Below are 25,634 nucleotides of genomic sequence, written 5' to 3'. Positions count from 1 at the left end.
CTATCCACGGCTGAGTGGTTCAAGAGTATGCACAGCGCCGGTGTTCAGAATGCGTCGAAGTCGCGTTCCTTGATGGCGGTGTCGGTGTCCGCGACTCGAAGAGAGGGTTCTAATGGCCGCCCGGTAGGCGGCGTCGGCCGACGGAGACGTCTGTAGCGAGGTCTTCGTAGCCGATGGCTTGGAGACGCAAGCTCCTTGCCCCCTGGAGCGGTGCGCGCGCGGTGCGAGACCAGGACGTGTTCGCTGCCGGTGTTATCTAGGCTCCCATCCGCGAAGTGATTCGAGAGTACTGACAGCGCTGAAGGTGCGGAGTGCGTCGAGGTTGCGTTCCTCGATAGCGGCGTCGCCGGCGTTCGATCGGTCGTAATCCACCACATGCACAGGCGGTAGCGGTCGGGCTCAGGTCGGCCGGTGCTGAACCGACGCCGCTCGGGTCTTCCGGAATTCGATGGTGTGCATCGCATTCCGGATGACCCGCGGCGTTGGGGAATTCGATCAGACGTTTACGCCGTAATCCCGGGCGATGCCCCCCAGGCCGGAGGCGTAGCCCTGGCCGATGGCGCGGAACTTCCATTCGTTGTTATGGCGGTACAGCTCGCCGAAGATCATGGCCGTTTCAGTCGACGCGTCCTCGGTGAGGTCGTAGCGAGCCAGTTCGACGCCGGTGCCCGCGTCGACGACGCGGATGAAGGCGTTGCGGATCTGGCCGAACGACTGGCCGCGAGCGTCGGCGTCGTGGATGGACACCGGGAAGAAGATGTTGGTGATCTCCGGCGGAGCCGCCGTGAGGTCGACGTTGATCACCTCGTCGTCGCCTTCACCCATGCCGGTGAGATTGTCGCCGGTGTGTTCGATGGATCCGTCGGGCGAACGCAGGTTGTTGTAGAAGATGAAGTGCTGATCGGAGAGCACTTTCAGATTCGGTCCGCAGGCGAGCGCACTGGCGTCGAGGTCGTAGTCGGCGCCGGTGGTGGTGCGCACGTCCCAGCCGAGTCCCACCGACACCTTGGTGAGGTTCGCCGCCTGCTTCGACAGCGAGACGTTGCCGCCTTTGGCAAGAGTGACGCTCATGATCCCCTTCCGCGCGGCACGGCCGGTGCCGCCACTTCCGTTGCCCGCAGCTGCCGGGCTGATTTCAGTTCTGGTGGTCGGCCCAGGATCGCAGGGTGTCGACCCGGCTCTCGAGCGCGCGCAGTTCGCTCTCGTCGTCGAGCACCGTGCGCTGGATGCCTTGCACGACAGCGAAGGCCGACTGGCGGTGGTCATCGATCACGTCGACGTCGATGCGGACGGCGACGTAGTCGTCGGCGTCGGGCATCCGCTCGGCGACCACGTGCGCGGTGCCACGGGCGCACATCGCCACGTTGCCGCCGCCGAGGATCAGCAGCGCCACCTCGGGATTCTCACGCAGCCGCGCCAGCGAACCGCGATCGTATTTCAGGCTCAGCAGAATTTGCCGGTCACCGGCCCGCACCGGCCAGGACACCGGGATGGCGTGCGGCGCGGGATCCGTCGTCACCAGCACGCCGATCGTCTCCAGGGGCCATTCCGGGAGCACGTCCAGCTCGGGATGATCTGTCGAGTTGTGCTGACGTTGGGCGGGGCTCGCTCCGGCTGCCATCTTCGTCACCTCATGGATCGTCGAGCGCGGCGGGCTGTGCCGCGCTTGATAGCAGTCTAAGGTGCTGTGCCACATGTGCGCTGGCGCTGTGCGCATTGTCCGGACCGCTCAGGCGACCAACAGTCCGCGCATGCCGCCGATCAGGCCGAGACGAGCGTGGAAATGTCGAGCGTGGCGGCCCATTCCCGAGCCATGTCCTCGACGCGGACCTCCGTCGACGCGTCGTGGCGCGCGTGCTCGCCGACCTGGGTGGCGCCGCAGGCGAGCAGTTTCTCGGCGATGAGCTCGCCGCCACGGTTGAACGTGTCGCCGTAGACGCTGTCACCGAGCCCGAAGACGGCGAACCGCAGGCCGCCCAGATACGGCGCGTGACGCTCCAGTGCGTCGTAGAAGGTTTCGGCGCCGGTCGGCAGGTCACCGTCGCCGTAGGTCGAGCACACCACGACGTGGAAGTCGCGCACGTCCAGATCCTCGATGTCGAAGTCCGTCATGTCGGACACCGAGACCTCGTGCGCCGCGCGCAACTCCTCGGCGATGCTGTCGGCCGCGGACTCCGCGGTGCCCATCTCGGTTCCGAAGAGGATGACGACACGCACCGACACAACCCTTTCTCGAGTGAATATGGTGAGCCTATCCTAACCACATAGCCCGGGGTGTGCTACCGGCTCGGCGGAGGAGGGGAGTCGGTGGCAGCGGAAGGGCACAGGCAGTTCAGCTGCAGCGATTGACGGAATCTCTGATGCGTTGCATCATTCGTAGAGGTGCCCGGTGTTTTCTGGGCACGATTGCCGCCGGCCGATGACTGTCCGGCTCTGCGGCTGCCGCCCGTGCTCTTCGATCGTCACCGCACGAGTGCAGCGCTTCCATCCATGACGCTTCGCGCGTCCGGCCGTGAGTGAGGTGAAAACGAAATGGTCTACCAGTCGTCTGCATACCAGGTGATCAATTCGCACCTCCGCTTCGGCACCCTTCCCCATTTCTGAATGTCACCGCGCCGGGCGCGGTCATCACTCGCCGATGTCGAGCATCGGCGGACTCATCGCTCGGCGCGGTGCCCCGAAACAGATCGGAAACCGGCGGATCGACGGATGTGGGAGGCAAGCATGGTGGACAGGGGAGCACTGGGTACGGGGGCGGTAGAAATGGTGACGCGGCTCATGGCGAGCAATCTCGCCGTGTCCGCCGCGATGATCGAGGATCTCGGCTACTTGCGCGCGGAGCTGGCGACGGCGGAGGTGCCGTTCCTGCTCGTGCGCGACAGCGAGCACCGGCTGGTGCTCGCGGCCGACGCGGCGCACCGCACGATGGTGCGCCGGGTGACCGCCGCGGCGATCGCGGCCGGGTTCGCCTGTAAAGAAATGCAGCACAACGTGTTCCGTCTCGGGCGCGACCATGATCCGGCGCATCACGTCGAGCTGCAGCTGTGGGAGTACCACGGCGACACGGTGACCTGTCCGCGACCGAACGCGCTGACCCGCTCGGTGTTCGACCTCGCCGACGTCCAGCACACGCAGGTGCGGCTGTTCGACCGGAACTGGCCCACCCTCGTCGACATGTTCGCGCCCCAGACCAGCGATGTCGGTTTCGATATCGACCTGGTGTTCTCCTGGGTGGACGGCACCGATCCCGAGTTCCGCGCACGCCGCGCCGGGATGCTCGCCCAAGTCGTGGTCGGCGAAGGCGACGACGCGGACGCCAGGGTCCGCCAGATCGACGAGTTGAAGTACGCCCTGCGGTCGGTGCGCAAGAACGCGCCGTGGATCCGCAGGATCTTCATCGCGACCGACTCCACGCCCCCGGACTGGCTGACCGCGCATCCGAAGGTGACCGTGGTGCGCGCGGTCGACCACTTCCGCGACGTCAGCGGCTTGCCGGTGTTCAACTCACATGCCGTGGAAAGCCAGCTGCAGCACATCGACGGGCTCAGTGAGCACTTCCTGTACTCCAACGACGACATGTTCTTCGCGCGGCCGGTGCGTCCGTCGATGTTCTTCACTCCGGGCGGGGTCAGCCGGTTCATCGAAGCGGACACCAGGATCGGGCCGGGGCGCAACAACGAGCGGCGCAGCGGTTACGAGAACGCCGCGCGGGTCAACCGTGCGCTGCTGGCCGAGCGCTTCGGCCATGTCATCACGCGGCATCTGGAGCACACGCCCGCGCCGCTGCGACGCAGCGTGCTCCTGGAGATGGAGGAGGAATTCGCGGCGGATTTCGCGCGCACCAGCGCGAGCCGGTTCCGGTCGGCCACCGACATCTCGGTCACCAATTCGCTGTACCACTACTACGCCTTGCTGACCGGGCGCGCGGTGCCGCAGGAGACGGCGAAGGTGCGCTACGTCGACACGACCAGCTACAGCGGATTGGCGCTGCTCGACGGGCTCGCACGCCATCGCGACGTCGATTTCTTCTGCCTCAACGACGGCAGTTTCCCCGAGGTCGCCGAGTTCGAGCGGGTGCGGATCGTCTCGGAGTTCCTGGCGGCGTACTACCCGGAACCGGCACCGTGGGAGCGGCTCAGTACACCGCCTCGTCATCCGCTTCGGGAGTCGACGCCTGGCGCCGCATGACGTGGGGGATGCGCGCGGCGGGCGGGATCACGATGCCGTCCTCCGCCAGCCGTTGCCGCGCTTCCTCCGGCGTGGCGGGCGCGCCGACGGTGCGGCCGCGCTCGATCGGCACCACCGAGTGCACCACGGTGTCCGGGTAGACGTGCACGTAGTTGAAGGCCTGCGCGCTGTCCTGGCCGCGCAGGCCGCCTCGAGCCACGCCGAGATCCTGGCTGTAGCAGGTGGACGACGCCACCGAGACCGGTACGCCGGCGAATGTCGCGCTGGTGGAGAAGTGCAGGTGTCCGGCGAGGATGGCGCGCACGTCGCTGCCGTCCAGCACGTCGGCCAGCCTGCGCTGATCCCGCAGTTCCACGGTGACGGCGAGGTCGACCACGCACGGTACCGGCGGGTGGTGCATGGCCAGGATGGTCCCGAAGGGCGCGGGCTCGGCCAGTACCGAGCGCAGCCACTCCAGCTGGTCGTCGGAGATCTCCCCGTGGTGGTATCCCGGCACCGAGGTGTCCAAGGCGATGACGCGCAGGCCGTCGATCATGTGCACCCGGTCCAGCGGGGAACTCGTGGGGTACTCGCCGAGCAGGCGCGCGCGGAGGGCGGCGCGGTCGTCATGGTTGCCGGTGACCCACACTAGGGGCGACTGCAAACTCCTGGCGAATGGCTCGACGATCGACTTGAGCTTGGTGTACGCGGCGGGCTCGCCCCGATCGGTGAGGTCGCCGGTGAACACGATCGCGGTCGGACGGATCCCGCTTGCCGCGGCCTGCTCGAGCAGTTGCCGTAACCGCAGGTCGGCGTCGACATCGCCGTACAGCGGGTCGTCGCCTGCGATGAGATGTGTGTCGCTGAAGTGAAACAACACGTGATCCGGACGCGGGTACTCCGCGACTCTGGTGATGGACACCGGACCGAATCCCTCCTGGCGGTTTGCCCGCCATTGGCTTGGCTCCGTCGCCACGATAGCGGCGGTTACGGACAGGTTTCCCGACGGTTGATGAAGACACGCTTGCGGGAAGGTGAGATTTCGGTGTCGAACGCTGGGGAAACGCGGGCGCCTGTGGGATTGGTCACTGACCGAGGGCGTCGGCGGCGCGCAGGGCGTCGGCCACCATCGCGGCATCCACGGTGAAGGGTTCGTTGTGGATCGTTTCACCCGGGGCGGTCGCCCGCTGCGCGATGGCCGACAGCGTCTCGTCGTCGGCGTCGGACAGCCCGAGTGCGGCGAGCGTGGTCGGCAGGCCGACCTCCGCGCAGAAATCGAGCACCGTGCCGATCTCGGACGCGGGCGCGCCCTCGAGCACGAGTTGGGTGACGGTGCCGAAGGCGACCTTCTCACCGTGCAGGAACGGGTGGGTCTGCGCGGCGGCGGTGAGACCGTTGTGCACGGCGTGCGCGGCGGCCAACCCTGAGGACTCGAAACCGAGCCCGGACAGCAGCGTGTTGGCCTCGACGACGCGCTCGAGCGCGGGCGTGACGACGCGGTTGCGGACGGCGTTCAGCGCGTGGGCGCCGTCGGCGAGCAGGGTGCGGTAGCAGAGTTCGGCCAATGCGGTGGCGCTGCGCGTGGAAGCGCCGCCGCGCATGTTGCGCACCTGCGCGGCGCCGCACGTGCGCGCCTCGAACCAGGTGGCCAGGGCGTCACCCATCCCCGCGATCAGCAAGCGGGCCGGAGCCTGGGCGACCACCGAGGTGTCCACCAGCACCAGCGCCGGATTCCGCCGGGCCAGCTGATACGCCTCGAACTCGCCCGCCTCGGTGTAGATCACCGACAGCGCGCTGCACGGCGCGTCGCTCGAGGCGGCGCTCGGGCAACTGATCATCGGCAGATCGAGGTCGTCGGCGACCGCGCGCGCCGCGTCGAGCACCTTGCCGCCGCCCGCGCCGAGGACGACAGTGCTGCCGGACTCCGCGACGGCGTGCGCGATCCGCGCGATCTCCGCCCTGCTGCATTCACCGCCGGACAACTGGACCGAATAGGCGATCTTCGCGTCCGTCAGCGAGCGCTCCCAGGTGTCGGCGAGCAGCCGGAAAGCGCTGGACCCGGCCACGATCAGCACCGGACCGCCGATCCCGAGCCGGGTCATCTCCGCGCCGAGCGCGGCGGTGGCATCCCGGCCCTGCACGTAATGTCCCGGCGAGGAGAACACGCTCAGCACCTGGCACCTCCCGATCCCGGGCCGCGAACGCGCGCTGTGACAGCCCGACCGAACGACCCTTCAACGCTACGCGAGGCGCGCCCTCGGGAAGTCGGCTTCGGCGATCGCCAGCGTCCTCCTACCCGACCAACGGTGGGGTAGGAGGACGCCGGCACCGGATCAGGTCGGTGTGGTGAGGGTTTCCGGGAGCAGCCGCGGCCGGTCGCGGTCCAGCTCGCCCAGCAATGCGAAGTAGCGGCGCAGCATGAGGATCGCGGTGGTGGCCAGACCCGCGGTGAGCCCCCACCAGACGCCCGCGGCGCCGAGGCCGGCCGGGTAGGCCAGCAGCAGGGCGACGGGCAGGCCGACGCCCCAGTAGCCGATCAACGAGAGCCGGAAGCCCGCGTTGGTCGCCTTGAGGCCGCGCAGCAGGCCGGTGCCGATGTTCTGGGCGGCGTCGAAGAATTGCAGCACGATGCCGATCAGCAGCAAGGTGTGCGCGATCCGTACGGTGTCGGCGTCCGAGGAATCCAGGAAGGGGCGCAGCACCACATCGGGGGCGACCACGTACACCGCGCCGGTCACCGCCGCGATCACCGCGGCGTGTCGCAGGGCGAGCCAGGCCAGCGCGCGGGCGTGCGCGTGCTCGTCGCGGGCGACCGCGTGGCTGACCAGGATCGAGGCACCGTGCGACAGGCCGATCGCCACCTGGAAGACGATGTAGATGATCTGGTAGACGACGTTGTGCGCGGCCAGCGCTGCTGGTCCGATGCTGCCCATGACCAGGGCGAGCACCGAGAACATGCCCGCCTCGGAGCCGTAGGTCAAGGCGATCGGCGTACCCAGCTTCAACTCGGCGCGCACCGTCGCCAGGCGCACCGGCAGCGGAGTCATCGGCAGCGTGCGGCCGAGTTCCTCGTCGCGCCAGACCATTGCCCAGAACACGCCGAAGGTGATCAGGAACACCAGCGAGGTCGCGACGCCGATGCCCGTGAGCCCGAGTTCGGGCAGCCCCGCCTTGCCGTGGATGAAGCCGAGCGCCAGCAGCAGGTTCAGCGCCACCGAGCCGAGCGTCACCAGCAACAGAGCCTGCGGACGCTGCATGCCGACGGTGTACTGGCGCAGGACCTGGAACCACAGGCACGGCAGCAGGCCCGGCGCGAGGGCCACCATCAGCGGACGGGCGTCGGCGAGCACTCCGGGGTCCTGTCCGAGCCACGGCAGCACCCAGCCGAGTCCGATCAGCGCCGCGCCGCCGAGGAGGCCGGCGACCGTGGCGATCGCGAAACTCGACCGCAGCAGGTCACGGATCTCCGGATCCGGTGACGTGCCGCGTTTGCCCGCGGAGCTCACCGCGGTGGCGATCTGGTTGCCGCTGCCGGTGATCAACCCGACGCACATGGTGCGGATCTGGTTGAACAGCACGATCGCCAGCCCGCCCGCGGCCACCTGCCGGACACCGAGCGTGCCCATCAGCGCGATGTTGGTGGTGGACACCGCGATCTGCGCCAGCTGGGTGAGCGCGATCGGCGTGGCGAGCGCGGTGAGCCGCCCGCCGTCGCCACGGAAGCTCGAAATGATCACCGGTCCTCCTTCGCAACCGACGGGAGCGTCCCGCGCGGGCGCGGCGTCGCGCCGTACGACCGATCGGAGTTCACCGCGCCTCCACCAGAGTCTGGCGCGCGGCGGGCGTGTAGCGCCGCAGCATGTCCGCGACCGAGCGTTCGGCATCGGCGTCGAGCAGGTCGCGCTCGTTCATCCACTCGTCGTCGAACACCGTGTCCAGGTACTTCTCCCCGCCGTCGCACACGATGGTGACCACGGTGGAGCCGGGCGGGAACTCCTCGAGCCGGGTGAGCGCGGCGTGCACCGAGCCGCCCGCCGACCCGCCGATCATCAGGCCAAGTTCGGCCGCCACCGCGCGGACGGTCGCGAACGCCGCCACGTCGGAGACCTTCACGCCCTCGTCGAGTAGTGAATAGTCGACGGCGGTGCCGATGGTCGCGCCCGGCGGGGTACCGGTGCCCGACTGCCAGTACGGGCCGCCCGGCCCGCCGAAGGCGATGGAACCGACCGGCTCGACGCCGATCACGTGGGGTGTGCAGCCCAGCTGGCGCAGCCGGGTCGCGGTGCCGAACAGCGAACCGCCGGTACCCACCGCCGACAGCAGGATGTCCACCCTCTCGACTTCTTCGAGCAACTCCTCGGCCACCGCGTAGTAGCCCACGGCGTTGGCGTCGTTGTTGTGCTGCTCGGTGAAGAACGCGTCGTCACGCTCGGCCGCCATCGCCTCGGCAAGGTCCTCCCGTGCCGAGGTGGCCAGGTTGTCGTCGCCCTCGTCGGCGACATACACCAGTTCCGCACCCATTGCCCGCATCGCGCGCAGTTTGTCCTTACATGCGTGATGGTCGACTACCGCGGTGAAGCGATACCCACGTTCGGCGGCAACTACCGCGAGGCCGAGCCCGGTGTTTCCGGACGTGGATTCGATGATATGTCCGCCACTGCGCAGCAAACCGCGGCGCTCGGCGTCGAGCACCATCTCGCGCGCCATCCTGATCTTGGCCGCACCGGTCGGGTTGAACTGCTCGAGCTTGAGCAGTAAGCGGGTGCCCGTCGCGGTGGCCGCGAGCTCGAACAGCGGCGTGCGGCCGATCAGATCCGTCACGCGCGTGACGAGCGGCATTGATCTCTCCTGGTTCGTATCGGGGGATGTCGAGTCAGCTACCGTCGCGGGTCCAGCGGAAACGCTCGCCGGGTGCGTCGTGCAGCACGACTTTCGGTGGGATGGGGAGTTCGTGAAAGGCGGATTCGTTCGAATCCATCTGGTAGCCGGCGGTATTCGGGTAGATCAGCAGATCGCCGATCTCGGCGGGGCGGGGTAGCGGCACCCGGCGCCAGCTGAGCATGTCGGAGTCCAGACAGGTGGCGGCGCCGACGCTGGTCGGCGTCACGGCGCCCGGCCGCGCGGGCCACAGCACCGGATCGGGCAGGTACTCGCTGTCGAACCACTGCTCCGAGAGACTGAGACTGGTGCCGTCGACGGTGAGCAGCCGGTAGGGCCGGCCGTGCGCGTGCCTGGTCTTGCTGCCCTGCACGCGGAAGACGGTGCAGCCCGCGTGCGCCAGCAGCGCGCGTCCCGGTTCGATCGCCAGGCGCAGGGCGTTGTCGCGCAGCCGTCCGGCGAGATCTTCGTGCGCGAGGATCTGCGCGAGCATGGCCGCACCGGGTACCGGAAAGTGGTACGGGTAGTACGAGTCGAAGGACTTCCCGGAGTGGAACCACTGCCTGCCCACCCGTTCGGCGAACTCCAGCGCGGCCTCGGCCGGAACGTAGTCGACGCCGAAACCTCCGCCGATCGACACGGTGGTGGCCGGATGCCCGAGTGTGCGGGCGTGCAGGCAGCGGGCGATCAGCTCGCCCGCCAGTTCCGCGCGCGCCACCGCGTCGTAGCCGGACAGGTGGAAACTGAAGCCCTCCAGCCGGATCGAGTCGCGGCTGCCGCACACCGCCAGCGCGTCGTCGATTTCGCCGGATGTCATGCCGAACCGGCTGGCCGAGGCCGCGGGCAGCACTCGGATCAGCACGCGCGCGGGCGCCGCGGAGGAGGCCAGTGCGGCGAGCCGGTCGAGCTCGGCGGGATCGTCCACGGCGATCAGCGAACCGTGCCGGGCGGCCAGCCAGAGCAAATCGTCGGCCTTGGCCGGTCCGGTCACCATGAGCTCGTCACCGCGGACGCCCTGGGCCAGCGCGGCGGTCAGTTCGCCGACGCTGGCGACGTCCACGCCCACGCCGTGTTCCGCGCACGCCCGTGCGATGCACGCGGCCTTGTTCGCCTTCTTTCCGTAGTAGATCGCGCCGTGCACCCCGGCGTGCGTGAAAGCTGCATGGAACGCCTGGATGTTGTGTGCCACCCGCGCCGGATACATCACATGGAACGGGCCGCCCATCGCGAAAGCCAGGTCACCGAGCAGATCCGGATCGGTGAGCAGTCGGCGCTCCCACGGATCGAGATGCGCGGGCATCGGCGCCGCGCTGATCGAATCGTGCGCGTCCGCATCCGATCCCGGTTCCACGACGGTACCCGTGTGTTCTAGGCCCACCGTGCACCTCCGTGCGCTAGTCCCACAGCGGCACCTCCGTGCCCCGGCCTTCCGCGATCGCCCGCTCGGCCAGCGCGTGGGCCACCGCGATGTCGGTCAGCACCAGGCCGCTGTTGTAGACGAAGACTCGCTCGTCGTCCGAGCGCCGCGCGACCGCCCGACGACTCAGGATCTGCGGCAGTTCGGCGTCGACCGGACGCAGCGTGCCGTCGGGGCCCGCCATGTCGGTGCCGGTCAGCGCCATCTGCTCGGCGCTGGTCGCGATCACCCGGTCGGCATCGCTCAGCGTGGACGGCGCGAGTCCGTAACCGACCAGCACGGCCACCGAACCCGGTGCCAGATCCTCGGATTCGAGCGCGACCTCGGTGGCGGGACCCGCGGTTGCCAGCACGACATCGGCGGTCGCCGCCGCCGCGCGGGGATCGGTCACGGTCTCGAGCAGCGCGTGCGGATGGTGCTCGGCGAGCCCGCGGTGCACGGCCGCCAGCCCCTCGGGGTGCGTCCCGTAGACCATCAGTTTGCGCAGCTGCGGATTCGCGGCGAGCAGATGCGGAAGGGCGTTGCGGCCCTGGGTTCCGGTGCCGATCAGCAGCACGCTCTCCGCGCCGCGCCGGATGGTCTCGCGCACCAGCAGGGCCGACACCGCGGGCGTGCGCAGCGCGCCGACACGCGCGCAGTCCATCATCGCGATCGGCGCGCCGGTGCTGTCGTCGTAGAGCGTGATGGTCGTGTAGTACCGCTTCGTGCTGCGATCGTGGCCGGGGTCGAACTTGTAGGAGGTCTTCATCGCGACCACGCGCCTGCGGCCGTCGCGGCCGAGCATGGCGTAGGCGACCGACCAGCCGTCCGGGTTCGCGACGCTGAGCTTGCGCGGGTTGTCCGAATCACCGGCGGCGAACGCCAGATACGCCTCTTCCACCGCGCGCACCACCGCGGCCGGCGTGATCGGCACGTCGGCGAGGTCGCTGCGGCTCAACACCCGCAGGGGTGTGCTTCGGTCACGCGTGCTCAAAGGGTCCTCGATCATGTCGTACCGCATCCCGCTCATCAGTGCCGCTCTCGACCGGCGAAGTGAGCGCCGCTCGGAACGGGGCTACGATTTGTTGCCCGTAGCCATTCTCATCCGCTTCCCCGGTCCGCCGCCGTCGTTCCGGAAGCCGGATGTTCACTCGCTTGAGCCACCGGTCGGTGCCGTCGTACCGTGCGGTGAACGGCACCCGGCCGTGCACGGCCACGTCGTTGTCCACCAGCAACAGCTCGCCGGGCTCGAGCGCGGCGGTCACGCAGACGCGTTCGAGTTCCGCGGTGAGCTGCTCGTAGGCAGCGCGGAATTCGGGATCGGCTTCCGCGAGCGGGGTGTACGCGGGGTCGTAACGCAGCGTCTGCTGGTCGGGTCCGCCCGCGCTCCATAGCGTCGGAATCGGCGCTGCGCAATACATTTCGTGGCCGTCACCGTAGGAGACGTCCGGCAGGATCGGCAGCGTGGGCGTGCTGAGCACGGCACGCTGCTCGGTGGACAGTTCGATCCGGCGCACCGACGAGACGGTGGTGCCGACCAGGTCCGGATTGCGCAGGCAGCCGAGCATCAGCAGGTGCGCGCGCCGCGGATGGAAGGCGTCCTCGGTGTGCGGGCTCAGCAGTACTCTGCTGCTGGCGCCGGACTGTTCGTGCTCGTGACCGGCCGCGGGGACGATGTTGTTGACCAACCGCCCGTCCTGCTGTCCCTGCCAGCCGAACGGCTCGCCCGCGCTGCGCGCGAGCAGCAGCATGACCAGGTCGAGTTCGAACGAGTGTGCGCGCAGCGCCGGATCACCGCTCCAGCGCGCCGCCTCGCGCCAGCTCGGCGGCGTCGGCCCGAGTTCGTTGTCCGACAGCGGAAGACGGCCGACGATGGCGGCTCCCGCCGCTGTGGCGGGCGGCCGCACGGCGTGACGCAGCTCGGCCGGGAGCTGCGCGGCGCCGGCATCGATCCGTTCGATCAGCGCCGGGTCTGCGAGCGTGCGCGCGGCGGCGGCCGGATCGGTGAGGGCGAGGTCGAGTGTGGCGGAGATCTCTCTGGCGAGTTCGCGCACCGCCCGGCCCGCCTCAGCGGAAAACTCGCGTCGTTCGAGATCTTGTTGGTGAAGCGTCTTACGTTCGGAGAGAACGCTTTCCACCGGAGGTCCCTTCTTCGCATCGGTTCGAAAAGCAGGGTGAACGATTAGTATGCGAAGGTAGCCCTTCCCATGGAGTGAAGCAAGGCTTACCTAAGCGCGTCGGCGAAAAAATAGCCGAATCGCATAACTTGGGTTGCGACTCGGGTGGTCGTCTACGGGTGCGCCGGGGCTTGTTTCGATGAGTTTGCGGGCGGTACGCCCCAGTGCTGCCGTTTTGGTGCCGCTACCGGCGAGTCGCGCAACCCATTAGGCTAGCCTGTCCTGATCAATACACTGAGTGCGGGTACCGCCGTGGGTTCGGTTCAGGAAGAGGGCAGCGCAATGGTTTTGAATCGACGGCAACTGCTGGGGTCTGGTCTCGGCGTCGGGGCGCTACTGCTGGTAGCCGCATGTTTCGACGGCACGAACTCCTCCGGGCCCGCGCGGCGCGGCGGCACGCTGCGCGTCGGCGCGCTCGGCACCGCGGCCCGCATCGAACGCGATCCGCACGCCAACCTCAGCAACGACAGCGACTTCCTGGTCACCTCGCTGGTCTACGACGCCCTCACTGTGCCGGGCGGAAACCCGAATGTCGCTGCGCGCCTGGCCACGCGCTGGGAGCCGGACGCCGATCGGCGGCGGTGGAGCTTCACGCTGGCCGAGAACGCGACATTCCACGACGGGTCTCCGGTGACGTCCGAGGACGTCGTGTGGTCGCTGCGCAGACTGCGCACGGTCGGCGGCGCCTCGAAGATGCCGGTGGCCGTGGAGGACATCACCGCAGACGGGCCGAACCGGGTGATCCTCACGGTGCCCGCGCCGAATACCCAACTGCCGCTACTGGTCCGGTTGATGACCTTCACGGTCAAGAAGGACACCACGGACTTCACCGAGGCGATCGGCAGCGGACCGTTCCGGTTGGAGTCCTACCACGGCGGCAACGCCCGGCTGGTGCGCAACGACCGGTGGCACGGCACACCGCCGCTGCTGGACGCGATCGAGGTCACCATGTTCGAAAGCGTCACCGCGCTGGGCAACGCGGTGCTCGGCGGGCAGATCGACTTCGCCTCCAACGTCGGCGCCATCGCCGGACGCACCGCCGAGGGACGCGGCGACCTGACGGTCGTTCGCCGCCCGAACGACACGATGCTCGGCGTGGCCATGCGAACCTCCGACGGTCCGTTCTCCGACGCGCGGGTACGCACCGCGCTGCGGCTGGGCGTCGACCGCAAAGCCCTGGTGAACCAGGTGCATTCGGGCTACGGGTCGGTGGCCAACGACATCCTCGGCACCGGCGACCCGCTCTACGACACCTCCATCGCCCAGCGCACCCGCGACGTGGACCGCGCGAAGGCGCTGCTGCGCGAAGCGAATTTCGACACCGGCCGCAGCTATCCGCTCGTCACCAAGGCGGAGGCCCCCGGCGAGGTCGAGTCGGCGAAGGTCATCGCCACCCAGCTCGCCGACATCGGCGTCCGGCTCGAGGTGGTCACCCAGGAGCCCAACGCCTTCTACGACCAGACCTGGCTGAAGGCGCCGCTGTACACGGTCTCCTGGGGCACCAACGACTCCACGCTCTTCTTCGCCAGCAATCTGCTCTCCAGCGGCTCCAACCGCAACGAAACGGCCTTCAAGGACGCGGCTTTCGACGCCGCCACCGCCAAGGCTTCCGCCGCGCGCAGCGATTCGGAGTACCAGCAGGCCGCCCAGGAAGTGCAGCGCATCCAGTACGAGCGTGGCGGCTACCTGGTCTGGGGTATGGCCGACGGCATCGATATCGCCTCCTCCCGGGTGCGCGAACTGCCCACCCTCGGCGGGTTCGCCCGGGTTCAGTTGGAAAGGGCTTGGCTGGCCGAGTGATCTCCTTCGCGCGACTCCTCTTGCGGCGCGTCATCCTGCTGGTGACGCTGCTGGCGTGCGTCTTCGTGGCGGTGGATCTGCTGCCGGGGAATACCGCCCGTGCCGTCCTCGGCCGGGAGGCCACGCCGGAGCAGATCGCGGCCAAAGAACACGAACTCGGCCTGGACCGCCCGCTGGCGATGCGGTTCCGGGACTGGATATCGGGTGTGGCGACCGGTGATTTCGGGCGTACCGCGCGCGGGCGGTCGGTCAACGACCTGCTCGTCGACAAGTTCCCGCCGACGCTGCTGCTCGGCGGACTCGCCCTGGCGCTGACCGTGCTCGCCTCCCTCGCGCTGGGCGCGTGGTGGGCGACCCGCCCGGGCAGTGCGGCGGCACGCGTATTGCAGCCGGTGACGACCACGGCGGTGGCGGTCCCGGAGTTCGTGATCTCGACGGTGCTGATCCTGATCTTCGCGCTGGCGCTCGGCTGGCTGCCCGCCGTCACCATCACCGACCGGTCCGGATTCCCGGCCGGGCCGCAAATGCTGGTGCTGCCGGTGCTCGCGCTCGCGTTGCCGCAGATCGGGTGGAACACCAGGGTGGTGCGCGCCGCCCTTTCCGACGCGGCGCTCGCGCCGCACGTGGAAAGCGCGGTGCTGGACGGACTTTCGACGCGGGTCGTGCTCACTCGGCACGTGCTGCCCTTCGCGTTGCCGACGATCGTCGCCAGCTTCGCCACCACGGTGGGGATGGTGCTCGGCGGCGCCCTGGTGGTGGAGACCATCTTCAACTACCCCGGTCTCGGTGCGGTCCTGGCCGGTTCGGTGGCCGACCGCGACACCTCGGTGGTCGCCGCGGTGGTCGCGCTGTCCGGAGTGGTGATCATGGTCATGCTGGCCGCCGCCGACGGCATCCGTACCTGGTCGTTGCGGGGGCGGCGATGACCGTTTCCAGGGCGGTGCGCAGAACAAGGGCGACAGGCGCAGAGCGTCGGCGGGCGAAGCGCGGGCTGGGCCTGCTGACCGTCGCGCCCGCGCTGGTGGTCACCATGCTGTCGGTGCTCGGGCCGACACTGGCACCGCACGCCGCGCAGGAGGCGGTCGGCATACCGTTCGGTGATCCCGGCGACGGCGCGGTGCTCGGCACCGACCGGCTCGGCCGGGATGTGCTCAGCCAAGTGCTCTACGGCGGTTGGGGATTGCTGTTGCTGTCGGCTGTCATCGCGGTGGCGGTCACCGGTCTGTCGTGTGTGCTCGGCGCGGTCGCCGCCCTGCGTCCGCGCATCGGCGCGATGATCGAGCTGGGCACCGACTTGTTCATCCTGATCCCGGCGGTGCTGGGCATCCTGCTGGTACTGACTTCCTGGCCGGACGCGGGCAGCGTCGGACTCATCGTGGTGGCGCTGCTGTTCGGCGTGCCGTACTGCGCACGGATCTTCGCGGCGGCGGCCGCGGGGGTCGCGGCGTCCGGGTTCGTGGAGAGCGCGCTGGCCGCGGGCGAGCCGCTGCGGCATCTGGTCTTCCGGGAGGTGATCCCGAACATGCGCGAAGTCCTGACCACCCAGCTCGGGCTGCGTTTCGTGGCCGCGGTCTACCTCGTGAGCACGGCGTCCTTCCTGCAACTGCCCACCACGCTCGGTGCGAGCAACTGGGCGGTCATGGTGCGCGAGAACGCCTCCGGCATGCTGCTCAATCCCTGGGCCGTGCTGGCCCCGAGTCTTGCGATCGCGATCGTCGCGGTGAGTGTGAACCTGGCGGTGACGGCGTTCGGACGAGGGGTGCGGGAATGAACGACGACATTCCGGTGCACGACCTCGTCGCGGTCGAGAACCTGACCGTGCTCGCCGCGGACGGGCGGGAACTGGCCGGTCCCGCGACCTTCCGGATACCGGCGGGCACGGTCACCGCGCTCACCGGTCCGTCCGGGTCCGGCAAGACCACGGTGATGCGCGCACTGCTCGGCCAACTGCCTTCCACCGCGGCGCGAACGACCGGTTCGGCGTCGGTCGCCGGGCACGACGTGTTCGCGCTGAATCGCGACGCGCTGCGTCGTTTCCGGCGCAGGCACATCGCCTACGTGGGACAGGATCCGGGATCGGCGCTGAACCCACTGCTGCGCGTGCGCGCCCTGTTGCGCGAAGTGGCTCCGGACGCGTCCAAGTCCACCCTCACCGATACGCTGGCGCTGGTCGGCCTGTCGCCGGACTACCTGCACCGCCGCCCCGGGGAACTCTCCGGCGGTCAGCAGCGCCGCGTCGCCCTCGCCAGGGCGCTGATCCGCCGGACCGGCGTGCTGGTGCTCGACGAGCCGCTCGCCGGGCTGCACGGCGCCCTGCGCACCGACATCGCCGGACAACTCGCCGCACTGGCTCGGGAGCGGTCTGCGGCGATCCTGCTGTCCGGGCACGACACCGCCCTCGTGCACTCGATCGCCGACGACGTCGTCGAACTCGGGGACGGTCGCCCGGCGTCATCGCCGATCGGTCCGGGCTCGGCGTCACGAACCGCCGTCTCCGCAGCGGTTTCCGATGCCGAATCAGGGCCGCGTGCGTCCGCGGCGGTTCGCGACGAGCCGAACGGCCGCGAGCGTTCACCTGCTACCGCGACGGACGATCGAGATGTCCTGCGCGCACGGGGAATCACCGCGTCCATCGACGGCCATCAGGTGCTTGCCGATATCGACCTCGCGCTCGGCGCGGGTTCGGCGCTCGCGGTGGTGGGCGCGTCGGGCGCGGGCAAGACCACGCTGGCGCGCGTCATCGCGGGTCTGCACGATCGCGCGAGCGGGTCGCTCACCCTGCGCGGCGAGCCGGTCACGGTCGGGCGGGGACGGCGTATCCGCTACGGCGCGGGCGGCATTCAGCTGGTCACCCAGAACCCCAGATCCGCGCTCAACCCGCGCCGCACGGTCGCGCAAACGCTGGGCCGCCCGCTACGGCGAATCGGCCGCGTCCCGCGCCGCGATCTCGCGCGGCGGATCACCGAGTTCCTCGCCGCGGTGGAGCTGTCCGCCGACCTGGCCGCCCGCTACCCGCACGAGCTGTCCGGCGGCCAACGCCAACGGGTGGCGCTGGCCCGTGCGTTGGCCGCCGACCCCGCCGTGCTCCTGTGCGACGAGATCACCTCGGCCCTCGATCACGCCACCGCGGCAGCGATCATGGCACTTCTGGACCGGATCCGGGCCGAGCACGACACCGCCCTGCTGATCATCACCCACGACATGGCGTTGGTCGCCGAATATTGCCCGAGGCTGCTCGTCCTCGATCACGGACGCATCGTCGAATCCGGCCACACCGGAACCGTTCTCGCCGCACCCGCGCACAACGCGACCAGTGAGCTGCTGGTCTGACCCGGGCCCCGCCGCCGCGGGGACAGTCATGCGCGCACCCGACACGCAGTGGACTCGATCACCCGCTTGCCGTGGGCACTCGCCGTCATCTGGATCATGGAAGGGGTGTTGCGAAAGACCGGCGCCTGCGCCGCCGTCGTGGTGATCCTCGGGCTCGCCGGTTGCGGGATCGACCGCACCCCCATCCCGGAGGGCATTCCGCCCGGCCCGGGCACCCCGCTGCCCGTGATCGACCTGGACGCTCCCGGACGCACGGCCGTCCAATTGCGTGGTTGGTCCGACGAACAGGCCGATCGGCTGGGTATCCCGTCGATCGCGCTGGAGGCCTACGGCTACGCGGCCGCCGTGATGACCCGGGCCCGTCCCGGCTGCGGCATCGCGTGGACCACGCTCGCGGGCATCGCGAGCGTGGAGAGCAAGCACGGCACCCATCGCGGTTCGGAGGTCGGCGACGACGGCTCGGTCCGCCCGCCGATCATCGGCATCCCGCTGGACGGCGCACCGGGCGTCGCGCGGATCGCCGACAGCGACGGCGGCGCGCTCGACGGCGATCCGGTGCACGACCGCGCCGTCGGTCCGCTGCAATTCATCCCGGAGACCTGGAAGCGCTGGGGCGTGGACGCCAACGGAGACGGCGTCGCCGATCCGCAGAACATCGACGACGCCGCGCTCACCGCGGCCCGGTACCTGTGCGCGAGCGGCGGCGACCTCACCTCCGAGCACGGCTGGCAGCGGGCGTTGCTCACCTACAACCAGTCGCGCAGCTACCTGCTGACCGTGCGTGACCGGGCCGCCAGCTACAGCGTCGGCCGCCGGGTGTGATCCGCCGGTCCCCGGAGTGCCGGTTACCCGCGGCGCGGCCGGGACGATAGGCTCGCAGCGCACGGCCCATCCCGTGAGACCTACCGTGTCAGCAGCCGAAGGAGTGTCGTTTTCGTGGCCATCATCGAACAGGTCGGAGCTCGCGAGATCCTGGATTCCCGCGGTAACCCCACCGTCGAGGTCGAGATCGCTCTCGACGACGGCACCCTGACCCGGGCGGCCGTGCCCTCCGGCGCGTCCACCGGCGAGCACGAGGCCGTCGAACTGCGCGATGGCGGCGAGCGCTACGGCGGCAAGGGCGTGCGCAAGGCGGTCGAGGGCGTGCTCGACGAGATCGCGCCCGCCGTGATCGGCTTGGACGCCGTGGAGCAGCGCACCGTCGATCAGGTTCTGCTCGACCTGGACGGCACCCAGGACAAGTCCCGCCTCGGCGCCAACGCGCTGCTCGGCGTTTCGCTGGCCGTGGCCCGCGCCGCCGCCGAGTCCTCGGGCCTGGAGCTGTTCCGCTACCTCGGTGGTCCGAACGCCCACGTGCTGCCCGTGCCGATGATGAACATCCTCAACGGCGGCGCGCACGCCGACACCGGCGTCGACGTCCAGGAATTCATGGTCGCCCCGATCGGCGCGGCGACCTTCAAGGAGTCGCTGCGCTGGGGCGCGGAGGTCTACCACGCGCTGAAGGCGGTGCTGAAGGCCAAGAGTCTGGCCACCGGCCTCGGTGACGAGGGCGGTTTCGCGCCCGACGTGGCGAGCACCAAGGCCGCGCTCGACCTGATCAGCGAGGCCATCGCCAAGACCGGCCTGAAGCTGGGCAGCGACGTCGCGCTCGCGCTCGATGTCGCGGCCACCGAGTTCTACACCTCGGGCAGCGGCTACAAGTTCGAGGGCGCCGTGCGCTCGGCCGAGGAGATGGCGCAGTTCTACGGCGAGCTGATCAACGCCTACCCGCTGGTGTCCATCGAGGACCCGCTGTCGGAGGACGACTGGGACGGCTGGGTCACCCTGACCGACCAGATCGGCGACAAGATCCAGCTCGTCGGCGACGACCTGTTCGTCACCAACCCGGAGCGCCTGGAAGAGGGCATCGCCAAGGGCGCGGCCAACGCGCTGCTGGTAAAGGTGAACCAGATCGGCACGCTCACCGAGACCCTGGACGCGGTGGAGCTGGCGCACCGCAACGGCTACAAGACGATGATGTCGCATCGGTCCGGCGAGACCGAGGACACCACCATCGCCGACTTGGCCGTCGCGGTCGGCAGCGGCCAGATCAAGACCGGCGCCCCGGCTCGCAGCGAGCGTGTCGCCAAGTACAACCAGCTGCTGCGCATCGAGGACGCGCTCGGCGACTCGGCGCGTTACGCCGGCGACGTGGCGTTCCCCCGCTTCGCGTTCGAAGGCTGACCCACGGTGCGAGCGGCGTGCCCCGCGGAGGTAGCCTGCGTGACCACGCAGGGCGCCGGGAGCGCCGCGAAGTAGAGACCGAGGCGTGAGATGACGGAGCGACGTGCGCGTGGGACCAGTCCGGCCGGACGCGGGGACCGCCGCACGTCGCGTGCCGCCAGATCACGTCCGGCCGACTCCGCGGCCAAGCGCGGCCGCAGGAGATCGGAGACCGCCCAGAAGCCGAAATGGCGCAGGAGCGCGTCGCGTTCGGCCGCCGAGCAGCACGACCACACTTTCCTCGGGCTCTCCACCGGCAAGGCGGTGATCCTCGCGATGGTGGTGTGCGGGCTCGCGCTCACCCTCGCCGTGCCGATGCGCACGTACTTCACCCAGCGCGCGGAGGCCGCGCAGCTGGCGCAGCAGCGCGAGGAACTGGAGGCGGATCTGGCCCGGTTGCGGGATCGCCGGGCCCAGCAACAGGATCCGGCCTACATCCGCACCGAGGCGCGGGACCGTCTTCGCTTGGTAATGCCCGGTGAGACCCCGTACATCGTGCAGGTGCCCGGCATCGAGGCGCCCGCCCCGCCGCCCGCGCCCACCAGAGCCAGGGAACCCGATCCCTGGTACACCGAATTGTGGCGCAGCATCTCCGAGCCGGGGCCTTCGCCTGCCGCCGCTCCGCCATCACAAGCACCGGAAGGACTGGAAGGACCCAGGTGAGCGCACCGAACGACCAGGATCTCGCGATCATCGCCGAGCAGTTGGGCCGTGCGCCGCGCGGCGTGCTCGCCGTCGCTTACCGCACCCCGGACGGGATCCCGGCCGTTGTGAAGACCGCGCCCCGGCTGCCGGACGGCACTCCCTTCCCCACCCTCTACTACCTGACCGATCCCCGGCTCACCGCGGAAGCGAGCAGGCAGGAATCCGCCGGTGTGATGCGTGAGATGACCGAGCGGCTCGGCGCCGACCCGGAGCTGGCCGCCGCCTATCGCGCCGCGCATGAGAGCTATCTGGCCGAACGGGACGAGATCGAATCGCTCGGCACGGATTTCACCGGCGGCGGGATGCCCGAGCGGGTCAAATGCCTGCATGTCCTGATCGCCCACGCACTGGCCAAGGGGCCGGGAGTGAACCCGCTCGGTGACGAGGCCGTGGCGCTGGCCGCCGAGCACGGCCTGCGCGGCACCGCGATCCCCGCCGACTGGCCTGCGTACCCGCCGAACGGCCCCGAGAGACTGGAGCACAGCGATGAGTGACCGGGTTGCCGCCGTGGATTGCGGCACGAACTCCATCCGACTGCTGATCGCCGACGTGCTCGGCGACGGCCGCCTGGCCGACGTGCATCGCGAGATGCGGATCGTCCGTCTCGGTCAGGGGGTCGACGCGACGGGCTCGCTCGCGCCGGAGGCGATCGAACGCACCCGTGCCGCGCTGGCCGACTACGCCGCGCTGATGCGCGAGGCGGGCGTCTCCGGGGTGCGGATGGTGGCCACGTCCGCCACCCGGGACGCCGTCAACCGGGAGGACTTCTTCGCCATGGCCCGCGCCGAACTCGGCACCGTGGTCGCGGGCGCCGAAGCCGAGGTGATCACCGGTGACGAGGAGGCGCGGCTGTCGTTCGGCGGCGCTATCGGCGAACTGTCCGAGGCCGCGGGTCCCTTCGTCGTGGTGGACCTCGGCGGCGGATCGACCGAGCTGGTGTTCGGCGACAGCGCTGGTGTGCGCGCCGCGTTCTCCGCGGACATCGGCTGCGTCCGGATCACCGAGCGGTGCCTGGCGGGCAACCCGCCGACCGCCGATCAGATCGCGGCCGCGCGCGCCTTCGCCACCCAACGGTTGACCGAGGCGTTCACTCACGTCCCGGTGGAGGGGGCGCACACCTGGGTCGGCGTGGCGGGCACGATGACCACCCTGGCCGCGGTAGCGCTCGATCTCCCCCAGTACGACTCGGAGCGGGTGCATCTCACCCGGCTGACCATGGACCAGGTGCACGAGGTCTGCGACCGCCTGATCGCCATGGACCACGATCAGCGCGCCGCGCTCGGCCCGATGCATCCGGGCCGGGTCGACGTGATCGGCGGCGGTGCGGTCATCACCGAAGTGCTCGCCGAGGAACTGTCTCGGCGCGCGGGCATTTCCGAGCTGGTCGTCAGCGAGCACGACATCCTCGACGGCATCGCCCTGTCCATCGCCTGACCGGCCGGGCCGCGTCCGGTCAGCTCCGCGTGGCGTTTCCGTCGAACTTGATCTCGGCGTGCGTCTCGGCGGCGGCGCGAACCGCCGTGCCGGTGTGCGCGGCCCGGCGTGCCTTGCCGACCGCTATATCGGCGAGCCGGGAGAGCGACTCCTTGTTCCGCGGCACCAGAAGGACCTCTTGCAGCACGTTGGGCATCAACGTGCCCAGCCCCCGTTTCGCGTGCTCGTACATCCGGATCTCGGTTTCGCCGGGCACGGTCTCGACGAGTTCCAGACGGATCCACGCCGAGCCGAGGGGCGAGAACTTGGCCTCGAGTTCGAGCATGTGCGGCGGGTCCACCGAGACGACCTGCGTGGTGTCCTCCGCGGTGAACGGCCAGACTCCCACGCTGTAGCGGAGCTCGGAACCGGCGGCGGGCCATTCGTCGTCGACGTTTCGGATGTGCGTGGCGCCGACCACCCAGGCACAGAACAGCCAGCCGTCGGATAGGACGGCGAAAACCTGTTCCGGGGTCGTCGGCACGGTGATTTCCACGTGAACCATCAGCTCAGCGCTTTCTGGGTGCGGGCCGGGGCGGGTTTGCCTTGCGCTTGCGGGTTGCCCGATGCGGCGGTGGGCAAACCCTTCGGCGCGCCCGGGTTTCTCCTCTCGCCTGAACAGAACACACGAATCCTCCTCCGCACCGGCCGAGGTGCGATCTTCGTCGCATGATCGAAGCGACGACCTCGCGAGAATCAGTGCGGACACCGACCGTGTTCGGCCACCCGATCGGGCTGGCCAACCTGTTCGGCGTCGAACTCTGGGAGCGGTTCTCGTTCTACGGGATGGTCACCATCCTCGGGTACTACCTGTACTACTCGGCCACCGACGGCGGTCTGGACTTGGCCAAGGACACCGCCGTCGGCATCGTCGGCGCCTACGGCGGCCTGGTCTACCTGTCCACCGTGCTGGGCGGCTGGATCGCCGATCGGTTGCTCGGGATGGAACGCACCCTCTTCTACGGCGGCGTGGTCGTCATGGCCGGGCACATCGCCCTGGCCGTGCTGCCCGGCCTGTCCGGCGTCGGGGCGGGGCTGGCGCTGGTCGCGCTCGGCAGCGGCGGCTTGAAGGCCAACGCGTCCTCGCTGCTGGGCACCCTCTATCCGCAGGGTGACGCCCGCGCGGCCGGTGGATTCACGCTGTTCTACCTGGGCATCAATCTCGGCGCGTTCACCGGGCCATTGCTCACCGGCCTGTTGCAGACCCGCCTGGGTTTCCACTACGGCTTCGGTGCGGCCGCGATCGGCATGGCGTTCGGCCTCGCCCAGTACGCGATGTTCCGCCGCAATCTCGGCACGCACGGCCGCAGGGCGCCCCACCCGCTCGCGCCCGGAGCCGCCGTGCCGATCAGCGCCGCGCTGGCCGCCGCCGCGGTGCTGATCGCGGTGGTGTGGATGACCGGCGTCGTGACGCTGGACAATCTGCCCGAAGTGACGACGGGCGTCTTGGTCGTCGCGTCGGCCGGGTACTTCACACTGCTGCTCACCAGCGCCGAGGTCACGCCGTCCGAGCGCGGCCGGGTGCGGGCGTTCCTCCCGCTGTTCCTGGCCAACGCGGTGTTCTGGTCGCTGTTCAAGCAGATCTTCACCGTGCTGGCGGTCTACTCCGACGAGCGGATGAACTGGACGATCCTGGGCTGGACCGCGCCTTCGAGCTGGATCGGATCGATCCAGCCGGTCTGGGTGCTGCTGCTGTCGCCGTTGTTCGCGCTGCTGTGGACGAGACTGGGGCGGCGCGCCCCGAGCACTCCCCGGAAATTCGCGCTCGGCGTGATCGGTATGGGAGTGGCGTTCTGGCTGTTCGTTCCCATGTCCGGCACCACGGGACGCGCCGTGCCCGCCCTGCTCGTGCTGGCGATCATGGCGGTGTTCGCGATCTCCGAACTGCTGCTGTCGCCCATCGGGCTTGCGGTGACCACCCAACTCGCACCGGAAGCTTTCCGGGCTCAGATGATGGCACTGTACTTTTTCTCGGTTGGTATCGGAACGTCGATGTCGGGTAGCTTGGCCCGGTTCTATGACCAGGGCCATGAGTTCGCCTACTTCGGCATCACCGGGACGGTCGTGGTGTGCGCGGGGCTGATCGTCGCCGCCATCGCACCATGGATCAGCAAGTTCATGGCCGGCGTGCATTGACCCGCCGTATGGGTACAGAACAAACGCACAGCAGCACGAATGAAGGAGTACGCGTGACGACCAACCCCGGGCCACAAGCCGAACCGGCGGGTGACGTCTCGCCTCGGTGGGGCGATCTTTTCCGCACCAAGTCCGTCGAACAGTCGATCCGCGACACCGACGAACCCGACTCGAAACTACGCAAGGACCTGACCGCCTGGGATCTCACCGTCTTCGGCGTCGCTGTCGTGGTCGGCGCGGGCATCTTCACCCTCACCGCACGCACCGCGGGCAACGTCGCGGGACCGTCGGTCTCGCTCGCCTTCGTGTTCGCCGCCATCGCCTGCGGGTTGACCGCGCTCTGCTACGCCGAGTTCGCCTCCACCGTGCCGGTCGCGGGTAGTGCCTACACCTACTCCTACGCCACCTTCGGCGAACTCGTCGCCTGGATCATCGGCTGGGACTTGATCCTGGAGTTCGCGCTCGCCGCGGCGGTGGTGGCCAAGGGCTGGTCGCAGTATCTCGGCGAGGTGCTCGGCACCACGTCCCCGATCGTGCACATCGGCTCGGTGAGTTTCGACTGGGGCGCGGTCCTGCTGATCACCGTGCTCGGTGTGCTGCTCGCGACCGGCACCAAAGTGTCCTCGCGGGTATCGGCCGTGGCGGTCGCCATCAAGCTGGGCGTGATCGCGTTGGTGCTGGTCGTCGGCCTCACCTACTTCAAGTCATCGAACCTCTCGCCGTACATCCCGCCGTCGCAGCCCGGTGAAGAAGGCGAGGGCTTGCGGCAGTCGCTGTTCTCCTATCTGACCGGCGCCGGGCACACCGACTTCGGCTGGTACGGCCTGCTCGCCGCGGCCAGCCTGGTGTTCTTCGCGTTCATCGGCTTCGACGTGGTCGCCACGACGGCCGAGGAGACCCGTAACCCGCAGAAGGCGGTGCCCCGCGGCATCCTCGGCTCGCTGCTGATCGTCACGGTCCTCTACGTCGCGGTCTCGCTCGTGCTCACCGGCATGGTGCCCTACACCGAGCTGTCCGGTGGCGACGCGACGCTGGCGACGGCGTTCGGCATCCACGGAGTGACCTGGGCGAAGAACATCATCTCGATCGGCGCCCTCGCCGGGCTCACTACGGTGGTCTCAGTGTGAGACTTCCGTTGCCGCCGAATGCGGTGGTAGATCAGCTCCGGTCGCGGGGTGACTCTTACGGTGGGTGCCGCCGGTGAGGTTGGCCTTTTCGTGAATCGTCCACTGCGGCCGGAGCTGGTCCAGCCGAGTGTGACTTGATAGGAGAATGAGGCGCAGCCTCTCAACTGAGACGTGTCCCTCGGC

Annotated in this window: 23 protein-coding genes and 1 pseudogene; 13 read left to right on the top strand and 11 right to left on the bottom strand. The window is 69.3% G+C overall.

All coding sequences use genetic code 11. The features are described 5' to 3' along the window. The first annotated feature begins 14 nt into the window (after nt 1-14). On the top strand, nt 15-113 hold the full coding sequence (locus GVY39_RS35365; RefSeq protein WP_201295356.1) for a DUF397 domain-containing protein: 99 nt from the start codon (nt 15-17) through the stop codon (nt 111-113). Nucleotides 114-495: 382 nt separating this feature from the next. Here the strand turns inward: GVY39_RS35365 and GVY39_RS26190 are convergent, their stop codons facing one another. From GVY39_RS26190 to GVY39_RS26180, 3 genes are all read right to left on the bottom strand, one after another. Continuing rightward, nucleotides 496-1,071 (bottom strand): TerD family protein, encoded by a 576-nt coding sequence (locus GVY39_RS26190; protein WP_159929175.1) that lies wholly within the window; start codon nt 1,069-1,071, stop codon nt 496-498. Between the two features lie 64 nt (nt 1,072-1,135). Then, nucleotides 1,136-1,621 (bottom strand): hypothetical protein, encoded by a 486-nt coding sequence (locus GVY39_RS26185; protein ID WP_159929304.1) that lies wholly within the window; start codon nt 1,619-1,621, stop codon nt 1,136-1,138. A gap of 140 nt (nt 1,622-1,761) precedes the next feature. Further along, nucleotides 1,762-2,217: a flavodoxin domain-containing protein gene (locus tag GVY39_RS26180; RefSeq protein WP_159929173.1), complete on the bottom strand. Its 456-nt coding sequence runs from the start codon at nt 2,215-2,217 to the stop codon at nt 1,762-1,764. 507 nt (nt 2,218-2,724) lie between these two features. On the opposite strand from GVY39_RS26180, the gene GVY39_RS26175 reads away from it, so the two are divergent. Next, on the top strand, nt 2,725-4,188 hold the full coding sequence (locus tag GVY39_RS26175; protein ID WP_159929171.1) for a stealth family protein: 1,464 nt from the start codon (nt 2,725-2,727) through the stop codon (nt 4,186-4,188). Here the strand turns inward: GVY39_RS26175 and GVY39_RS26170 are convergent. The 7 genes from GVY39_RS26170 to GVY39_RS26140 form a co-directional block, all read right to left on the bottom strand. Next, a complete protein-coding gene (locus GVY39_RS26170; protein WP_159929170.1) occupies nt 4,136-5,089 on the bottom strand; it encodes a phosphodiesterase in 954 nt (317 codons plus the stop codon). The genes GVY39_RS26175 and GVY39_RS26170 overlap by 53 nt on opposite strands. A gap of 163 nt (nt 5,090-5,252) precedes the next feature. Continuing rightward, on the bottom strand, nt 5,253-6,341 hold the full coding sequence (locus GVY39_RS26165; protein WP_159929169.1) for a glycerol dehydrogenase: 1,089 nt from the start codon (nt 6,339-6,341) through the stop codon (nt 5,253-5,255). A gap of 159 nt (nt 6,342-6,500) precedes the next feature. Further along, the gene (locus tag GVY39_RS26160) at nt 6,501-7,904 is read right to left on the bottom strand and encodes an MATE family efflux transporter (protein ID WP_159929167.1); all 1,404 of its coding nucleotides are present in this window, start codon (nt 7,902-7,904) and stop codon (nt 6,501-6,503) included. A gap of 70 nt (nt 7,905-7,974) precedes the next feature. Next, nucleotides 7,975-9,006 carry a PLP-dependent cysteine synthase family protein gene (locus GVY39_RS26155; protein ID WP_159929165.1) on the bottom strand — a complete coding sequence of 344 codons (1,032 nt, stop codon included), beginning with the start codon at nt 9,004-9,006 and terminating at the stop codon, nt 7,975-7,977. A 34-nt stretch (nt 9,007-9,040) separates the two neighbouring features. Beyond that, on the bottom strand, nt 9,041-10,396 hold the full coding sequence (locus GVY39_RS26150) for an alanine racemase (protein ID WP_370523827.1): 1,356 nt from the start codon (nt 10,394-10,396) through the stop codon (nt 9,041-9,043). A 43-nt stretch (nt 10,397-10,439) separates the two neighbouring features. Next, a complete protein-coding gene (locus GVY39_RS26145) occupies nt 10,440-11,450 on the bottom strand; it encodes an ornithine cyclodeaminase family protein (RefSeq protein ID WP_201295355.1) in 1,011 nt (336 codons plus the stop codon). After that, entirely contained in the window at nt 11,422-12,579 is a 1,158-nt protein-coding gene (locus tag GVY39_RS26140) for a TauD/TfdA family dioxygenase (protein ID WP_195139765.1), read from the bottom strand. The genes GVY39_RS26145 and GVY39_RS26140 overlap by 29 nt, the downstream gene beginning before the upstream one ends. 321 nt (nt 12,580-12,900) lie before the next feature. Between GVY39_RS26140 and GVY39_RS26135 the strand changes: the two genes are divergently transcribed. The 9 genes from GVY39_RS26135 (at nt 12,901) to GVY39_RS26095 (ending at nt 22,149) form a co-directional block, all read left to right on the top strand. Continuing rightward, nucleotides 12,901-14,418 (top strand): ABC transporter substrate-binding protein, encoded by a 1,518-nt coding sequence (locus GVY39_RS26135; RefSeq protein WP_159929163.1) that lies wholly within the window; start codon nt 12,901-12,903, stop codon nt 14,416-14,418. Continuing rightward, the gene (locus tag GVY39_RS26130; protein WP_236565680.1) at nt 14,403-15,344 is read left to right on the top strand and encodes an ABC transporter permease; all 942 of its coding nucleotides are present in this window, start codon (nt 14,403-14,405) and stop codon (nt 15,342-15,344) included. Before GVY39_RS26135 ends, GVY39_RS26130 begins: the two co-directional genes overlap by 16 nt. After that, the gene (locus GVY39_RS26125) at nt 15,341-16,189 is read left to right on the top strand and encodes an ABC transporter permease (RefSeq protein WP_159929161.1); all 849 of its coding nucleotides are present in this window, start codon (nt 15,341-15,343) and stop codon (nt 16,187-16,189) included. Before GVY39_RS26130 ends, GVY39_RS26125 begins: the two co-directional genes overlap by 4 nt. Beyond that, nucleotides 16,186-17,748: an ABC transporter ATP-binding protein gene (locus tag GVY39_RS26120; RefSeq protein WP_159929159.1), complete on the top strand. Its 1,563-nt coding sequence runs from the start codon at nt 16,186-16,188 to the stop codon at nt 17,746-17,748. Before GVY39_RS26125 ends, GVY39_RS26120 begins: the two co-directional genes overlap by 4 nt. A gap of 96 nt (nt 17,749-17,844) precedes the next feature. After that, nucleotides 17,845-18,570, top strand: coding sequence for a lytic transglycosylase domain-containing protein (locus GVY39_RS26115; RefSeq protein WP_159929294.1), 726 nt, complete (start codon nt 17,845-17,847; stop codon nt 18,568-18,570). Nucleotides 18,571-18,684: 114 nt separating this feature from the next. Continuing rightward, nucleotides 18,685-19,971 (top strand): phosphopyruvate hydratase, encoded by a 1,287-nt coding sequence (gene eno / locus GVY39_RS26110; protein WP_159929157.1) that lies wholly within the window; start codon nt 18,685-18,687, stop codon nt 19,969-19,971. Nucleotides 19,972-20,061: 90 nt separating this feature from the next. Beyond that, nucleotides 20,062-20,673: a septum formation initiator family protein gene (locus GVY39_RS26105; RefSeq protein ID WP_159929155.1), complete on the top strand. Its 612-nt coding sequence runs from the start codon at nt 20,062-20,064 to the stop codon at nt 20,671-20,673. Further along, a complete protein-coding gene (locus GVY39_RS26100; protein WP_159929153.1) occupies nt 20,670-21,209 on the top strand; it encodes a DUF501 domain-containing protein in 540 nt (179 codons plus the stop codon). Before GVY39_RS26105 ends, GVY39_RS26100 begins: the two co-directional genes overlap by 4 nt. Beyond that, the gene (locus GVY39_RS26095; RefSeq protein WP_159929151.1) at nt 21,202-22,149 is read left to right on the top strand and encodes a Ppx/GppA phosphatase family protein; all 948 of its coding nucleotides are present in this window, start codon (nt 21,202-21,204) and stop codon (nt 22,147-22,149) included. The genes GVY39_RS26100 and GVY39_RS26095 overlap by 8 nt, the downstream gene beginning before the upstream one ends. A 19-nt stretch (nt 22,150-22,168) precedes the next feature. Here the strand turns inward: GVY39_RS26095 and GVY39_RS26090 are convergent, their stop codons facing one another. Continuing rightward, complete coding sequence (locus GVY39_RS26090) at nt 22,169-22,693, bottom strand: SRPBCC family protein (RefSeq protein WP_159929149.1); 525 nt, start codon at nt 22,691-22,693, stop codon at nt 22,169-22,171. A gap of 164 nt (nt 22,694-22,857) precedes the next feature. On the opposite strand from GVY39_RS26090, the gene GVY39_RS26085 reads away from it, so the two are divergent. Next, complete coding sequence (locus GVY39_RS26085; RefSeq protein WP_159929147.1) at nt 22,858-24,324, top strand: peptide MFS transporter; 1,467 nt, start codon at nt 22,858-22,860, stop codon at nt 24,322-24,324. Between the two features lie 8 nt (nt 24,325-24,332). Beyond that, nucleotides 24,333-25,448, top strand: a pseudogene (locus GVY39_RS26080) (amino acid permease); the annotation flags it as partial. Nucleotides 25,449-25,634: the final 186 nt, after the last annotated feature.

The organism is Nocardia sp. CY15 (assembly GCF_009829295.1).
Classification (GTDB): domain Bacteria; phylum Actinomycetota; class Actinomycetes; order Mycobacteriales; family Mycobacteriaceae; genus Nocardia; species Nocardia sputi.
The sequence above is the reverse complement of the archived record's forward strand: the minus strand, read 5'-3'. Positions and strand labels throughout refer to the sequence as shown.

Bases quoted from the DNA above. Each gene is read 5' to 3' on its own strand.
- GVY39_RS26185 (WP_159929304.1), bottom strand. From the start codon at position 1,621: ATGGCAGCCGGAGCGAGCCCCGCCCAACGTCAGCACAACTCGACAGAT.
- GVY39_RS26145 (WP_201295355.1), bottom strand. From the start codon at position 11,450: ATGATCGAGGACCCTTTGAGCACGCGTGACCGAAGCACACCCCTGCGG.
- GVY39_RS26190 (WP_159929175.1), bottom strand. From the start codon at position 1,071: ATGAGCGTCACTCTTGCCAAAGGCGGCAACGTCTCGCTGTCGAAGCAG.
- GVY39_RS26155 (WP_159929165.1), bottom strand. From the start codon at position 9,006: ATGCCGCTCGTCACGCGCGTGACGGATCTGATCGGCCGCACGCCGCTG.
- GVY39_RS26085 (WP_159929147.1), top strand. From the start codon at position 22,858: ATGATCGAAGCGACGACCTCGCGAGAATCAGTGCGGACACCGACCGTG.
- GVY39_RS26175 (WP_159929171.1), top strand. From the start codon at position 2,725: ATGGTGGACAGGGGAGCACTGGGTACGGGGGCGGTAGAAATGGTGACG.
- GVY39_RS26115 (WP_159929294.1), top strand. From the start codon at position 17,845: ATGGAAGGGGTGTTGCGAAAGACCGGCGCCTGCGCCGCCGTCGTGGTG.
- GVY39_RS26135 (WP_159929163.1), top strand. From the start codon at position 12,901: ATGGTTTTGAATCGACGGCAACTGCTGGGGTCTGGTCTCGGCGTCGGG.
- GVY39_RS26090 (WP_159929149.1), bottom strand. From the start codon at position 22,693: ATGGTTCACGTGGAAATCACCGTGCCGACGACCCCGGAACAGGTTTTC.
- GVY39_RS26105 (WP_159929155.1), top strand. From the start codon at position 20,062: ATGACGGAGCGACGTGCGCGTGGGACCAGTCCGGCCGGACGCGGGGAC.
- GVY39_RS26120 (WP_159929159.1), top strand. From the start codon at position 16,186: ATGAACGACGACATTCCGGTGCACGACCTCGTCGCGGTCGAGAACCTG.
- GVY39_RS26125 (WP_159929161.1), top strand. From the start codon at position 15,341: ATGACCGTTTCCAGGGCGGTGCGCAGAACAAGGGCGACAGGCGCAGAG.
- GVY39_RS26095 (WP_159929151.1), top strand. From the start codon at position 21,202: ATGAGTGACCGGGTTGCCGCCGTGGATTGCGGCACGAACTCCATCCGA.